11 protein-coding genes are annotated in these 15,038 nt (G+C 53.6%); 4 read left to right on the forward strand and 7 right to left on the reverse strand.

Going from position 1 to position 15,038, the window contains the following annotated elements:
* Positions 1–22 precede the first annotated feature (22 nt).
* The 3 genes from thrC to BL107_RS01825 form a co-directional block, all read right to left on the reverse strand.
* On the reverse strand, positions 23–1,081 hold the full coding sequence (thrC, locus tag BL107_RS01815; protein WP_050749860.1) for a threonine synthase: 1,059 nt from the start codon (positions 1,079–1,081) through the stop codon (positions 23–25).
* Between the two features lie 99 nt (positions 1,082–1,180).
* A complete protein-coding gene (locus tag BL107_RS01820) occupies positions 1,181–1,762 on the reverse strand; it encodes an alpha/beta hydrolase (protein ID WP_037987898.1) in 582 nt (193 codons plus the stop codon).
* Between the two features lie 24 nt (positions 1,763–1,786).
* Entirely contained in the window at positions 1,787–3,649 is a 1,863-nt protein-coding gene (locus BL107_RS01825) for an AarF/ABC1/UbiB kinase family protein (protein WP_009788558.1), read from the reverse strand.
* 76 nt (positions 3,650–3,725) lie between these two features.
* Between BL107_RS01825 and recN the strand changes: the two genes are divergently transcribed.
* The 4 genes from recN (at position 3,726) to BL107_RS01845 (ending at position 12,271) form a co-directional block, all read left to right on the forward strand.
* Positions 3,726–5,411 carry a DNA repair protein RecN gene (gene recN / locus BL107_RS01830; protein WP_037988670.1) on the forward strand — a complete coding sequence of 562 codons (1,686 nt, stop codon included), beginning with the start codon at positions 3,726–3,728 and terminating at the stop codon, positions 5,409–5,411.
* Positions 5,412–5,456: 45 nt separating this feature from the next.
* Positions 5,457–8,429, forward strand: a complete 2,973-nt coding sequence (gene uvrA / locus BL107_RS01835) for an excinuclease ABC subunit UvrA (RefSeq protein ID WP_009788560.1) — start codon at positions 5,457–5,459, stop codon at positions 8,427–8,429.
* Positions 8,429–9,931 carry an alpha/beta fold hydrolase gene (locus BL107_RS01840; RefSeq protein ID WP_037987900.1) on the forward strand — a complete coding sequence of 501 codons (1,503 nt, stop codon included), beginning with the start codon at positions 8,429–8,431 and terminating at the stop codon, positions 9,929–9,931. Before uvrA ends, BL107_RS01840 begins: the two co-directional genes overlap by 1 nt.
* 210 nt (positions 9,932–10,141) lie before the next feature.
* Positions 10,142–12,271 carry an HAD family hydrolase gene (locus BL107_RS01845; protein WP_037988673.1) on the forward strand — a complete coding sequence of 710 codons (2,130 nt, stop codon included), beginning with the start codon at positions 10,142–10,144 and terminating at the stop codon, positions 12,269–12,271.
* On the opposite strand, the gene purT is transcribed toward BL107_RS01845, so the two are convergent.
* The 4 genes from purT to mraY form a co-directional block, all read right to left on the reverse strand.
* Positions 12,257–13,435 carry a formate-dependent phosphoribosylglycinamide formyltransferase gene (gene purT, locus BL107_RS01850; RefSeq protein WP_037987902.1) on the reverse strand — a complete coding sequence of 393 codons (1,179 nt, stop codon included), beginning with the start codon at positions 13,433–13,435 and terminating at the stop codon, positions 12,257–12,259. The genes BL107_RS01845 and purT overlap by 15 nt on opposite strands.
* A 67-nt stretch (positions 13,436–13,502) precedes the next feature.
* Positions 13,503–13,670, reverse strand: a complete 168-nt coding sequence (locus BL107_RS12835) for a hypothetical protein (protein WP_009788564.1) — start codon at positions 13,668–13,670, stop codon at positions 13,503–13,505.
* On the reverse strand, positions 13,670–13,918 hold the full coding sequence (locus tag BL107_RS01855) for a hypothetical protein (protein ID WP_009788565.1): 249 nt from the start codon (positions 13,916–13,918) through the stop codon (positions 13,670–13,672). Before BL107_RS01855 ends, BL107_RS12835 begins: the two co-directional genes overlap by 1 nt.
* A gap of 5 nt (positions 13,919–13,923) precedes the next feature.
* A complete protein-coding gene (gene mraY / locus BL107_RS01860) occupies positions 13,924–15,030 on the reverse strand; it encodes a phospho-N-acetylmuramoyl-pentapeptide-transferase (protein ID WP_009788566.1) in 1,107 nt (368 codons plus the stop codon).
* Positions 15,031–15,038 lie beyond the last annotated feature (8 nt).

Here is a 15,038-nt window from a genome sequence, read left to right on the forward strand (position 1 = left end):
TGCGGTGTTGAGGCGTTGAGGGCTAGAAGCCCATCACTTTGGCCACCGTTTCGAGATCTGGATTGAGATCGGTATGGAAGGCGGCGTCGTTGTTGTTGATGGCGCAATCAGGGTCTTTCAGGCCATTACCTGTAAGGACGCATACCACCGTTGCGCCAGTAGGGACTTCGTCTTTGCGCTTGAGCAGGCCGGCCACAGACGCCGCACTGGCCGGTTCGCAGAAGATTCCTTCTTCACCCCCTAACAGCTTGTAGGCATCGATGATTTCCTCATCCGTGACGTCTAGAAAGGCTCCATCACTGGCTTCACGCACTGCCATCGCTTTGGCGCGATTGACGGGGTTACCAATCCGAATGGCAGTGGCGATCGTGTTGGGGTCACTCACGGTGGTGTCGTAAACAAGGGGCGCTGACCCACTGGCCTGGAAGCCCATCATTCGAGGCAATCTGCGGCTGTGACCCGCCTGGTGGTACTCCTGGAAGCCCATCCAGTAGGCAGTGATGTTGCCGGCATTGCCCATCGGAATGCAGAGCCAGTCTGGGGCCTCCCCGAGAGCATCAACAATTTCGAAAGCAGCGGTTTTTTGTCCCTGGAGTCGGTAAGGGTTCACCGAGTTCACAAGGGTCACTGGGAACCGATCTGCTGCTTCACGGACAATGTCGAGGGCACGATCAAAATTGCCTCGGATGGCGAGCACTTCGGCTCCGTACACCAGGGCCTGTGCCAGCTTTCCTTGGGCGACGTACCCATCAGGAATCAACACGAAGGCCCTCATCCCGCCCCTGCGGGCATAGGCAGCCGCCGCGGCACTGGTGTTGCCTGTACTGGCGCAAATGACCGCCTCACAGCCAGCTTCTTTGGCTTTGCTGATGGCCATCGTCATTCCGCGATCTTTGAATGATCCGGTGGGGTTCAGGCCGTCGTACTTCACGAAGACCTTCACGCCCTTCCCGATTCGCTCAGCAATGCTGGGAACAGGAATTAAGGGCGTTGCCCCTTCATGCAGCGTGATGACTGGTGTTTTCGCGCTAACGGGTAGCCAGTCTCTGTAGGCCTCGATCAAACCAGGCCAGTCCTGCATCACAGGATTGGCTGTGAAACGCCGACGAAGGTTCTGGAACAAGGACACCAATGGTTGGACAGGTGACTCGAAATCTACGAGGCGCTCGTCATCACGGTGTTATGAGTTGGGATCTTTCAGTCCGTCGAGCGGTGAATCAGCAAAGAATTTCACCAAGCTGGCAATGGATTCTGTTTTTTCAATCACCGCAAACAGCGCAGGAAGATTGACCGCCATTACTTGATTTGGATAGGCCTTGAGGAATCCAACAGCGGTTAGGCCATCCGCTTGATGAAGGCCATTGATGATGCCTGCACGAATGGCCGGGACACTCACCTCCGCTTGTGGGGTGTAAATCGGATAAATGATCCGAGCGACACGGCGAATGATGGCTTCACCGATGCGTGTATTGATTAAACGGCTCGTGAGAATGAGGGGGATCGACAACTCTTGATTGAGTAACTTCGAAATCTCCTCCGGATCCTGTTTGGAGAATTCGAGGAGATTGCCCAGCAGTCCGATGGCTTCGCCCGTATCGGCCAAATGTTCGAACTCTTTCACAGGGATCGAACGACGAAACCCACCACTCACAAGAGCAACGTCCGTTGCCGCAAGGCTCGGTGTTCCAACGCTAAATAGGCTGAGGCTCAGCCCAGTTGACCATGCGAGCAATCTGCGTCGCAGTGTTTGGGTTGAGGACATCCGGTTTTAGGAATTCCTTGGAACTTAGGTGGCTACTCCTGCCGCGACGCGGACCAAGCGGACAACTCCCCGTTCGGCCAAACCTTGGGCGACTTGGAAACCCATCCGTCGTGCATCGGGTTCTTTGAACACCCTTGGCATGCGCTTAAGCACGAGATCGGGTGTAAATCCCGGTAAAGATTGCAAGACGGCAATGAGTTCACGAACCGGTTCTATTTGCATGAATGGGTCAAGTGACCCTCCATGGTTCATCGATGTCATCCCAGCAGGTTGAAGCCCCCGTGGTAGTCGACGTCCAAGTCGTTGCATGGTCGACCAGCCCAACGCATCGAGGCGATCCACGGTTGCTTCGACTAGTTGATTGCGTAGTAATCCAGCCTTTGGGGAAAAGAGGAAATCAAGCAGCTGGTCCAGCAATGTGTCGAGGTCGAGTTGAGCCTGACTAGCAGCACTGGACACCAAATTTTCAAGCCGGCTCCAACGGAATGCATCGCCGTCGAAGAGCATTTCTTTGAGACTTTGACGTAGCTGTGGATCCGGATCTTCCATGAGCCGTCGTGCGAAGTAGGGGTAGGCGGCGCCTAGAATTTTGAACTCGGGATCGACACTCAGAGCAATTCCTTCAAGGGTTACTAGTGAGCGGATGATCAGGGCGTAATAGGGAGGAACTCTGAACGGAAATTTGTACATCACACCAGACATATCGTCCGTAACCGCTTTGAAGTCCATGCGGTTCACTCCAGCTTGCAGAGCCTGACTAAAGACTTTTTCGAAAGCAGGAACAATTGGCTCCAGATTGACATCTTCTGCTAAAAATCCAAGGGTGACAAAGTCTTTCGAAAGGCGACCGAAGTTCCTGTTAACTAAGTGAACAACAGCTTGAATTAAACCTGTGCGTGATTCTCGACTAACCTCACTCATCATCCCGAAATCGAGATAGCAAAGCCTTCCATCTTCCATCGCAAGAAGATTGCCTGGATGGGGATCTGCATGAAAAAATCCATGTTCTAAAAGTTGCTGAAGGCTGCAATTCACGCCTACTTCCACCATGTCGTCTGGATCGATTCCCATCTCACGAACCCCTTCTAGGTTGGTGAGTTTGACGCCATCGATCCACTCCATCGTTAAGACACGACGACTGGTGGCTTCGTGATAAATGGCGGGGACGGCAATACGAGGATTGTGTTGATGTAATATCCCAAATTTTTCGGCATTATCTGCTTCATTGATATAATCCATTTCTTCAAACACGCGTTTGCCGAGCTCATCGATCAAGGCAACAAGATCGCTACGGATTAGGCCGATATTTGTGTTAAGCCATGAAGCAATATTTCTGACGATATAAAGATCAAGCGTGATCTGTTCTCGGAGCCCAGGACGTTGAACTTTGACCGCTACTTTTTGACCATTTTTCAGGATCCCCTTATGAACTTGGCCAAGGGATGCTGCTGAAATTGGATCACGATCCAATTGCTTATAAAAATTCTCTACTGGGCCGCCTAGGTCTTCTTCGATGCAAGCCATGGCCAGTTCACTGTCGAAGCCCGGCAGTTGATCTTGGAGTTGGGCGAGCTCTTCCAACAGAAGAGGAGGAACGATGTCTGGTCGGGTTGATAAGGCTTGGCCGGCCTTGATGAAGGCTGGGCCCAGGTCTACCAACAGTTCGGCACATTCCTTGGCACGTGATCTTGCCCGCGTTTCATCCTTCAGCAGCTGGAACAGCCAGTCGAAGGCCACACCAAACAGCAGGAGGCCAATCGGAACCAGTGTTTGCCAAAGCCGCCTGATGAGCCGTTGAGGGTGACCTGCGTAGATCCGCGTAATGGCGGCAGGGTCGTACTCGAGCAGACCAGCTGCTTCGATGAAATCCCCAAGTTCCTCCGCCATTGTTTTGGGCGTGTAATGACCCCCTTCTAAACGAACTGCATCGCCGCTACGTTCGAATTCACCACCGGTGCTGGTTGTGCTGACCGGTCTTCAACTCAACAACATCGCCTTGATCGACAGCCTGGAGCTGGATTTTTGCGATGGTTTCACAGTGCTGACGGGTGAAACCGGAGCCGGAAAATCCATTCTTTTGGATGCCCTTGATGCGGTCTTAGGTGGGGCCCAGGGCGCGAATGGCCTTCGATTGCTCCGTAGTGGCTGTGACCGTGCCCAGATTGAGGCCAGCTTTAATCCGTCCAACCAAGTTCGGCAGTGGCTTTTGGAAGCGGATTTTGACTGCGACGAGGAGGAGTTGCTTTTAAGTCGTGAATGGAAGCGTCAGGATGAGACCCGATTTTCCAGCCGTTCTCGTCTCAATGGAATTTCCGTCAATCGCCAGCAGCTGATGGAGTTGCGGCCACTTTTGATTGATCTCACGGTTCAAGGACAAACGCAGCAGCTCTCCCGTCCTGGTCAGCAGAGACGTTGGCTGGACCAACTGGGCGGTGCAGCCCTCGCAGACCGACTGGAATCGACAAAGACGACCTGGAACCGGTGGAAGGCCGCGGCCATTGCTTTGAACACCTCTGAGCAGGAACGAGAGCGATTGGAGCAAGAGCGGTTGGAACAAGAGGACCTGTTGGATCTTCTTGAGAAAGCTGATCTTGATGACCCCTCTGAGGACGGTCTGCTCGAGCAGGAACAGGACCGTTTGGTGCATGGCGTGAGGCTGCAGGAGGGGTTGGGTTTGCTCTTTGGTCGTCTGCGGGAGGGAGCAGAACAAGCACCTTCCTTGCAGGAGCACTTTGCAGTGGCCATCCAGGAGTTGCAGGCGATGAGCCAATTGGATGGTTCGGTGCAGCCGCTGCGCGATCAGGCCTTGGACCTCGAGGCAGGTATCAACGACTTACTGCAATCTCTCGACGACTACAGCTGCACTTTGGATAGCAATCCTGAACGACTCGGCTCGATTCAAGAGCGACTTGCCGACTTGAAACGCTTGCAACGACGCCATGGTCTTGATTTGGCGGCTCTGATTGAACGACGTGATCACTTGCGCCACATCCTGGAGGACGGCGGCGCTGAAGCCGACCTTGATCGGCTGCGTTTGGCTGAAGAGTTAGCTCGGGCTGACCGGGATGAGGCCAATGCCCTGTTGCATGGTTCCCGTCTCAAGGCGGCCGATTCACTTCAGGCGTCGTTGCTTGAGTTACTGCCCCCAATGGGGTTAGCCAATGTTCGTTTTCAGGTGGAACTATCGGAATCAGAGCCAGCGGATCATGGTGCAGATGCCATCCGTTTTCTTTTTTCTGCCAATCCAGGACAGCCGCTAGCTCCTCTGCAAGACGTTGCATCGGGCGGTGAGATGTCGCGTTTCCTGCTGGCTTTGAAGACCACGCTTGCCACCGTTGATGGATCAAGCACCTTGCTTTTTGATGAAATTGATGCCGGTGTTAGCGGTCGGGTCAGCGGCGCGATGGCGGAGTTGCTTCACGTCTTGGCTCAGCACCGTCAGGTGTTTTGCGTCACCCATCAGCCGTTAGTGGCAGCCGTTGCGGATCACCACTTCCGGGTGTCTAAACACGTCGATGCTGGGATCACGCATTCGCGAGTGTCCCAACTGCGGGACACCCAACAGCGTCGCCAGGAACTAGCGGATTTGGCTGGTGGTGACCAGGCAGAGGCCTATGCAGCCAGTTTGCTGGCCCAGCGGTCAGCGTGAGTCTCGTCGTTCTCCTTAAGATCTTGTGATTTCGATTAGGGCGTCATGGGGCGAGCTGATGCCAACAATTCAATCCAGCCCGCATCTTCAGAGCTCTCTCGCAGCACTCAAGACAATGTGATTCGAGTGCGTGGTGCTCGTCAGCACAACCTCAAAAACGTCGACATCACCATCCCTCGCAATGAGTTGGTGGTCTTTACGGGTGTGAGTGGCAGTGGTAAGAGCTCTCTCGCTTTCGACACAATTTTTGCTGAGGGTCAACGCCGTTACGTCGAGAGTTTGTCGGCCTACGCAAGGCAGTTCCTCGGTCAGGTTGATAAGCCGGATGTGGATGCCATCGAGGGCCTCTCGCCAGCGATTTCGATCGACCAGAAATCCACGAGTCACAATCCTCGATCCACCGTTGGCACCGTTACCGAGATTCAGGACTATCTCCGCCTCTTGTTCGGTCGAGCTGGTGAACCGTATTGCCCCCAATGTGGTCGGTCGATCCGTCCTCAAAGCATCGACGAGATGGTCGATCAAATTTTGTTGTTGCCAGAGGGAACTCGATATCAACTTCTAGCTCCAGTTGTTCGCGGAAAAAAAGGAACTCACGCGAAACTCATTAGTGGTTTGGCTGCTGAAGGATTTGCTCGGGTGCGCATCAATGCTGAGGTGCGTGAGTTGGGAGACAATATTGAGCTCGATAAAAATCACACCCACAACGTTGAAGTTGTGGTTGATCGTTTGGTTGCACGTGAAGGGATTCAAGAGCGGCTAACTGATTCTCTTCGTACCGCACTCAAGCGTGGCGATGGATTGGCGTTGGTGGAGGTTGTTCCTAAGAAAGACGAAGAACTGCCTGAAGGAGTAGAGCGAGAGCGTCTTTATTCTGAAAATTTTGCCTGCCCAGTTCATGGGGCAGTTATGGAAGAACTCTCACCAAGATTGTTTTCTTTCAATAGTCCTTACGGTGCATGTGAGGCCTGTCACGGGATTGGTCATCTAAGAAAATTCACTGCAGACCGGGTTATTCCTGATCCGAGTCAACCTGTGTATGCAGCCGTTGCACCTTGGGCAGAAAAAGACAACAGTTATTACTTTTCTCTGCTTTATTCAGTAGGGGAGGCATTTGGATTTGAAATAAAAACCCCATGGAACGAGCTGACTGATGAGCAGCGAGATGTGTTGCTCAATGGCAGTCGTGAACCGATTTTGATTCAGGCTGACAGTCGCTATCGCAAAGGAAAAGCTGGTTATACGCGCCCCTTTGAAGGCATTTTGCCGATTTTGGAACGGCAACTACGAGATGTGAGCGGTGAAGCCCAGCGTCAGAAATTAGAAAAATATCTCGAACTTGTTCCTTGTCAGGCCTGTGGTGGTCAGCGGCTACGTCCTGAGGCTTTGGCTGTCAAGGTTGGGCCGTTTCGAATTCCAGAGCTCACCTCTGTGAGTGTTGGAGAAACATTGGAAAGAATTGAGCAGTTGATGGGTGTAGGCACCCATGAAGGTGCTGAGCCACTCTTAAATCCACGTCAGATCCAAATTGGCGATTTGGTTCTTCGAGAAATTCGACTTCGACTTCGCTTCCTTCTCGATGTTGGTTTGGATTACCTCAGCCTTGATCGTCCGGCGATGACGCTCTCCGGCGGTGAAGCTCAGAGGATCCGTTTAGCCACTCAGATTGGTGCTGGTCTTACGGGGGTTCTTTATGTGCTCGATGAGCCCAGTATTGGCCTACATCAGCGGGATAACGATCGTTTGCTGAATACGCTTCGACGTTTACGGGATCTTGGAAACACACTCGTTGTTGTTGAACACGACGAGGAAACAATTCGTGCTGCCGACCATGTCGTTGATATTGGACCTGGTGCGGGAGTTCATGGGGGTCACATTGTTGCGGAGGGCTCTTTCGATGATTTACTCAACAGCAAAGAATCGCTGACGGGGGCTTACCTCAGTGGACGTCGATCAATACCCACTCCTGCAGAACGGCGTGAGGAAGGAACCAGACGACTGCAGCTGATTGATTGCAATCGCAACAACCTTAAAAATGTCAGCGTTGACTTCCCTCTCGGTCGTCTTGTGTCTGTAACGGGAGTCAGTGGGAGTGGAAAAAGTACATTAGTGAATGAATTACTTCATCCTGCTCTTGAAAATGGTCTTGGTTTGAAAGTTCCATTTCCGAATGGAATAGGTGAGCTGCGTGGGATTAAGTCGATCGATAAAGTGATCGTGATCGATCAAAGTCCGATTGGACGAACGCCTAGATCAAACCCAGCTACATATACGGGTGCTTTTGATCCCATCCGTCAGGTTTTTGCAGCCACCGTTGAAGCCAAGGCCCGTGGTTATCAAGTCGGTCAGTTTAGTTTTAATGTTAAGGGTGGTCGTTGTGAATCATGTCGAGGACAGGGTGTCAATGTTATTGAGATGAATTTCTTGCCTGACGTATATGTTCAGTGTGATGTTTGTAAGGGCGCTCGCTTCAATCGCGAAACCCTTCAAGTGAAATACAAGGGTTATACGATCGCAGATGTTCTCCAGATGACTGTTGAGCAGGCTGCTGAAGTATTTTCAGCAATTCCTCAAGCTGCTGATCGCTTACGCACGTTGGTGGATGTTGGTCTTGGATACGTCAAACTCGGACAACCTGCGCCGACGTTGTCTGGAGGTGAAGCCCAGAGGGTGAAGTTGGCAACAGAGTTGTCCCGTCGTGCGACAGGAAAGACGCTCTACTTAATTGATGAACCAACCACCGGACTGAGTTTTTATGATGTTCACAAATTGATGGATGTGATGCAGCGCTTGGTCGAAAAAGGAAATTCAATAATTTGTATTGAACACAATCTCGATGTCATTCGTTGTAGTGATTGGGTTATTGACCTCGGCCCCGAAGGTGGTGATCGAGGCGGTGAGATTTTGGTGACGGGTACTCCGGAGGATGTGGCAAAGCATCAGACCAGTCATACGGGTCAGTACCTCAAACGTGTGTTGGAGCAGCATCCTCCGCAGGTACCGGCAATAGTTGCCTGATGACAACCATGCGGATGCGTCACCTTCTCATCGCTGCTCTTTCGGGAGCGGCTCTATCGCTTGTCTCTAGTCCGTCCCGAGCGCTGGAACGGCTTGTCTTGCGTTTTCCTTTTTTGGAGACCAGCGTCACGATCAACCTGGGTGATGTTCAGTCGACATCTGAATTGATTCGTCAAAGCCCGGATCTGGCCGACCTTCAGATGGCCGGAGATACCCGCCTGTTTGAGCTGATCGACAAGGTGTTTCTGACCCCGCTTCCTTTGGAAACCAAGGCGTTGTTGCAAGGGTCCACCGGCCAGCCTCTGCTGGAACAAGCTTTGTGGGCGGCAACTCAACTGGTGGAGCTGGAGGGCACTGTTCCAGATCCCAGTGGTCGCATGTTGACGGATGCTCTGGTTGCGGCTGATGAGATGGGTCAGCCCAATGTTCTTGGCTTTCTGAGGTCGATGCCTGGGGAGCAAGCATCGATTGATTTTTCCAAGGTTTCTGTTGTAGCCAATCGGTTAAAAGCCAACTTGGAGCAGGGAGTTGCTCTGGTGCAGGCCACGGAAGCTGCAACTGTTAACTCCGCCCTAAGGGAACCGTTGCGAGGGGGTTGGAGCCGTGAAGAGCAGCGCCTGTCGGTGCGTCATCGACCACAGCCGTTACGACTGCTGGTGTTGAGACCCACCGGCACCGACCTCGGTCGATTGGCGGTGATTTCCCATGGTTTGTGGGACGACCCGGAATCGTTTGAGGGTTGGGGAGAACTGCTGGCGGCAAACGGCTACACCGTGCTTCTGCCAGATCATCCAGGCAGTGATTCCAGCCAACAGCAATCGATGTTGGCGGGGGATACCCCACCGCCAGGCCCTGAAGAATTGCGCCTGCGTCCGTTGGATGTATCTGCTCTTATTGATGCTGTGCGTGATGGACGTCTTCTTTCAGGACAATCGATCGACACGAATTCTGTGGCCATGATTGGCCACTCCTGGGGGGCGACAACATCGCTTCAGATTGCTGGGGGTCGTCCTACCGAGAACAAATTACGGACCCGTTGTGTTGATCAAAAAGATCCTGAACGCAACATCAGTTGGGTCTTGCAATGCAGTTGGCTCTCGGGGATTGAACAAGCTGCTGCTCCTGACCCTCGGGTGAAAGCAGTGGTGGCTGTCAGTCCGCCGTTGCGATTGCTGTTTGATCCCACCAGTTCCAAATCAATGAGTGCCAAAGTTTTGTTGGTCAGTGGAACGCGGGATTGGGTGGTTCCCTCGGGGCCTGAAGCGATCAGACCGATGCGTGATACCGGTGCCGTTCGAATGGGCCACCGACTTGTGCTCGTGAATGGAGCTGACCATTTCAACTTGCGCAGTTTTCGTGGAGAAGAGCGGCCTGCATTGATTGGCCCCGTTCTCCTGGCTTGGCTCAATGAACAGCTTGGTGAGGATGGTTCGGTCACCTTTTCTGGTGGGGGATGGGGAGATAACGAAGGTCGGTTGGTGGATGTGAGTGGCAGCCTCTGACAGGGAAGCTGCTTTGTGCTTTACAAATGCTCGTTCGGTTTCAATCGACTCAATCGCTTATTTCCAGTCTTGGTAAGCGATTTGGGGGCTTTTCTGGTTGATGTTTTCAACCTTCTAACGTTTATTTCATTTTTCAATCCTTTTTCCTCCCTTAGAGAAAACAAACGGCGTTGGTAAGCGCCCATTTGTTGTTTGGGACTGGTGGAAGAAATGGGCCTTCGTTTGTTGCATCTGCACTTGCATGGCCTGTTTCGTTCGCAGGATTTAGAGCTCGGCCGTGATTCCGATACCGGCGGTCAAACCCTGTATGTGCTCGAACTTGCGCGAAGTTTGGCTCTGCGTCCTGAGGTTGATCACGTTGATGTCGTGACTCGGCAGATTGTTGATCGGCGTGTCTCTCCTGATTACGCGCTTCCAGAAGAGCCAATCTGCCCAGGGGCGCGGATCCTCCGTTTTCCATTTGGACCCAAGCGTTATCTCCGAAAAGAATTGCTTTGGCCGCATCTTGAGCAATTAGCCGACCAGCTTGTCTCCCGCCTGAGCCAACCGGGGGAGGCTGTGGATTGGATTCATGCGCATTACGCCGATGCAGGTCTTGTTGGTGCATTAGTGAGTCAGAGGACGGGCATTCCACTGGTGTTCACCGGTCATTCCTTGGGCCGCGAGAAACAGCGACGTTTGCTTGAAAGTGGCCTGGATTGGTCGCAGATCGAGCAGACCTATGCAATTAGTCGACGCATTGATGCTGAAGAACGGGCTCTTGCTCAGGCTGAGCTTGTGGTGACCAGTACACGACAGGAAGCCGACCATCAATACGCCCGTTATGGCCATTTTCAAGCCGAGCAGTCTGCGGTGGTTCCCCCTGGTGTTGATGCGACACGTTTCTATCCCAACGCTTCGACGCAAGAGTTGGCTGAGATTCAGCCATTGATCCAGCCATTTTTAAGGGAGCCGGATCGTTCGCCGTTGTTAGCGATTTCGCGGGCCGTGCGACGCAAAAACATCCCGGCTCTTGTGGAGGCCTATGGCCGTTCGCCAGTGCTGAGGAATCGGCACAATTTGGTGCTCGTGTTGGGATGTCGAGAAGATTCGCGTCACCTCGAGAAGCAACAGCGTGATGTGCTTCAGCAGGTGTTTGACCTCGTGGATCGGTTTGATCTGTACGGGAAGGTGGCTTATCCGAAACAGCACAGCCGCACACAGATTCCTGCCTTGTATCGGTGGGCATCCAGTCGAGGCGGCTTGTTTGTGAACCCTGCCCTAACGGAACCCTTTGGTCTCACATTGCTGGAGGCCGCGGCCTGTGGTGTACCAATGGTGGCAACGGACGATGGTGGTCCTCGCGATATCCGTGCACGTTGTGAGAACGGTCTGTTGGTGGATGTGACAGATCCTGGTGCGCTGCAGGAAGCTTTAGAGATGGCCGGACATGACCCGATTCGTTGGCGCCGTTGGAGCGACAACGGTGTGGAGGCCGTGAGTCGTCACTTCAGTTGGGATGCGCATGTGTGCCGCTATTTGGCGTTAATGCAGCAGAGGACGGACTGTTCCTTCGTTTCTGCGAAGGCGACTCCAGCCCTTCGATCGACATCGACTCGATCAAGGATGTTGGTGCTCGACTTGGACAGCAGCCTTGATTTGCCAGCCGTTGGATCCTTAAACGATTTGCGAGAGCAGTTGCATGAGGATGCGTTGGCTCAATCCAGTGGTCTTGTCATCCTTAGTGGTCGTTCATTGGCATTGGCACGACTGCGGTATTCCGAACTGCATCTGCCTGAGCCCGAAGCTTGGATTACCAACGCTGGTACAGAGCTCCATCACGGTCCTGGCTTAGAGCTCGACCAGACATGGACGGTGCGCATTAACCAGTGCTGGAACCGAGACGCTGTGTTGAAGGCGATGGAGGATCTTCAGGACCACATCACCCTCCAGGATTCCGACCACCAAGGTGCTTACAAGGTCAGTTATTTGCTCAAGGAAGCTGATCCAGGCTTGTTGGGTTTGGCGCGACAGCGGTTGCGACGGGATGGTTTACAAGCTCAACCGCATGTGCGGTGTCACTGGTTTCTCGATGTTTTGCCTCAGCGGGCATCCCGTAGTGAAGCGATTCGGTTTTTGGCGATGAGCTGGGAATTGTCGTTGGAACAGGTGATGGTGGTGGCCAGCCAGCAAGGGGATGCTGAGTTGATGGATGGAATGCCAGCCACTGTGGTTCCAGCGGATCATGACCGCACCCTTCAGGTGCCCCACCATCACCCCAGGGTCTACGTCTCGAAGCGTTCCAATGTGGCTGCTGTGCTCGATGGCCTCAGCCATTACCACTTTTCATCGATGCGTTGAGCCGTCCAAAACTTGAACACAGGCCGCGGCGCGATCAGCCTTGGCTCGAACTTCGCTGAGATCTTCCCCGCGAGCAAGCGCTACACCCATCCGACGGTATGGGCGTGCAGTGTGCTTCCCAAACAGAAGTACTTGTGTTCCTGCTTCTCGCAACGCTTGTTCCAGGCCTTCGTAGGCCACTGATTTGAGTTCACGGTCGGCCAAGATCACGCGGCTCGCTGCCGCGGGTGCTGCCTCTAGCTGAGGAATCGGCAAATTCAGCACTGCCCGTAGGTGTAGTTCAAATTCGCTGAGGTTTTGGCTGATCAAGGTCACCAAACCTGTGTCATGGGGCCGTGGGGATAACTCCGAAAAGATCACCTCATTGCCGCAGAGGAAGAATTCAACACCAAACAATCCTGCTCCGCCGAGGTTGTCTGTCACCGTTCGGGCCATGGTTTGGGCTTGTTGAAGCTGGGCATCTGTCATCTGTGCTGGCTGCCAGCTGCATTGGTAATCACCCCGTTCTTGTTCATGGCCAATCGGCGGACAAAAGAGCGTTTCGCCGTTGCGTTGTCGAATGGTGAGCAGGGTGATTTCAAGATCGAACTCAAGAAATTCCTCCACAATCACTTGGTTGGATGTGCCTCGGGCATTGGCCATGGCTGCATTCCAGGCTTGATCCAGCTGTTCTGGGGTTTGAACAACGCTCTGGCCTTTGCCAGAGGAGCTCATCACGGGTTTGACAACGACAGGCCAGCCCAGAGGTGCCGCAACCTTTTTCAGTTCTTCGGCATTGGATGCATAGGCAAAGCGAGCTGTGCGAAGGCCCAGTTCTCCAGCGGCCAGATCGCGGATCTGATCACGGTTCATCGTGAATGCGGTGGCACGCGCTGTGGGGATCACGGTGATGCCGTCTTGTTCGAGTTCTGCGAGTGCTTCAACAGCGAGAGCCTCGATTTCCGGAATCACCACATCGGGCCGATGGCGTTGAACCACCTCTTTTAGAGATGTGGCATCCGTCATTGGGAACACTTCTGCTGTGTCGGCAACCTGCATTGCCGGTGCATTGGCGTACCGATCACAGGCGATCACTCTGCAGCCAAGTCTTTGGGCCGCGATCGCCACCTCCTTCCCTAGCTCGCCGCTGCCGAGGAGCATCACGGTCTGTGGAAACGCAGTCATCCGGGGTTGGAGCAACACACATCCCCATCATTCATCAACACAACGCTCCCATTGGTGATGGAGGGAATCAGTTGGATCCTGAGCGTTGAGCATCGCGAATGGAACCGATCAGCCAAACAGCGATGAACCCCAAGGATGAGATTCCGAAATAGATCAGCACCCACTTCAAAACGCGATCAGGGTCTGATGCTGCACTGGAGAGCAGTTCCGCAGTTTTCGTGAGCAAGCTCTCCATTAGTTCTTGAGATCTGGAATCAGTGTGAGCTGTTGAACGGGAGACTCCTCACTGATAAAGCCCCATGCTTCAAAAACGGAGGGGTCAGGATGAGTAATGCGTTGTTGCGTTCCATGGCGTTCCACTTGGAACCCTTCGTTAGCCATCCTGCGCATCAGGCTGGCTGATTCTTCGAAACGTGACGCCATGGCCTCAAGGCTGGAACATTCGGCTGTGAGACCGGATTCCCGCCAGGTGAAATAGGTCATTCAGTTCAGCCCAAGGGTCGCAAGTAAAGCCCTAGCACTACGAAAGCGGCAGTGGCCGTCCAGAAGCATGGCACCAGAGTGCGCTCATTTGTGCCCCCAAGTTCGAAGTGATGATGCAGTGGGGCCATGCGGAAGATCCGTCGTCCCTCACCATCGGCTCCTTTGGTGGCTTTGAACACCCACACCTGAATGATCACGGACAACGACTCTGCAAGGAAAACGCCCCCCATCACGAGGAGTGGCCAAAGGCTGTTGGACAGCAGGGCGACTGCGGTGAGAGCAGCACCCATCGCGAGGGAACCTGTGTCTCCCATAAAGACGCGAGCTGGATGGCGGTTAAACACCAAAAACCCGAGCCATGTGCCAGCCATCGTCATGCAAAAGCCAGCGATGGCTGGGTCGCCATGGTTGCCGCGCAACATCAGTTGAAGCGCTAACCCAGTGAAGACGAGCGCACCGCAGCCGGATGCCAAGCCATCCAATCCATCAGTGAGGTTGGTGGCGTTGCTTTCCGCGAGAAAGACGAATAAGCCCAGTGGCCAGATCAACAAGCCAAGGGGGAGGTTTTGGCCGAATGGCAAAGCCACAGTGCTGTTAATCCATCCTTGCCAGGCGGCGATCGCTAAGAAAATGAGGGCTGCAATTGTTTGCAGCAGTAACTTGCCCCGCGGTGTGAGGCCGCTGTTGGTTCGTCGCGTGAGGCTGCGCCAATCGTCAAATCCACCGATCAGCATGTAGGCGAGGGTTACACCCGAAACGGCCAGGAGTTGTTGTGAGGCCTCCGGTTCGCGAGTGATCCAGCTGCCGAGAATCACCCCAACCGGAACTACCAAGAGGCCGCCCATCGTTGGCGTGCCTGATTTACTTTGATGTCCGCGGGGTCCTTCTTCTCGAATCACCTGCCCCATCTTCAGAGCTTTGAGACGAGGAATTCCCAACCCAGCAGCGGTCATGGAAACCACCGTTGCTAGCAGCAGGGGCAGTGTGAGTTGAGAATTGCTGACCCACTTATCGGCAGCAAGACTTGCAGCGAAGACAAACAGGATGAGCAGGGTTGCACAAAAAGAACCTTTCCCCCACCAGGGTTGATCAGTTGTCTCCGTGGGGGTCACGGTTTTAT

It is taken from the genome of Synechococcus sp. BL107, from assembly GCF_000153805.1.
In the GTDB taxonomy this organism is placed as follows: Bacteria; Cyanobacteriota; Cyanobacteriia; order PCC-6307; family Cyanobiaceae; genus Parasynechococcus.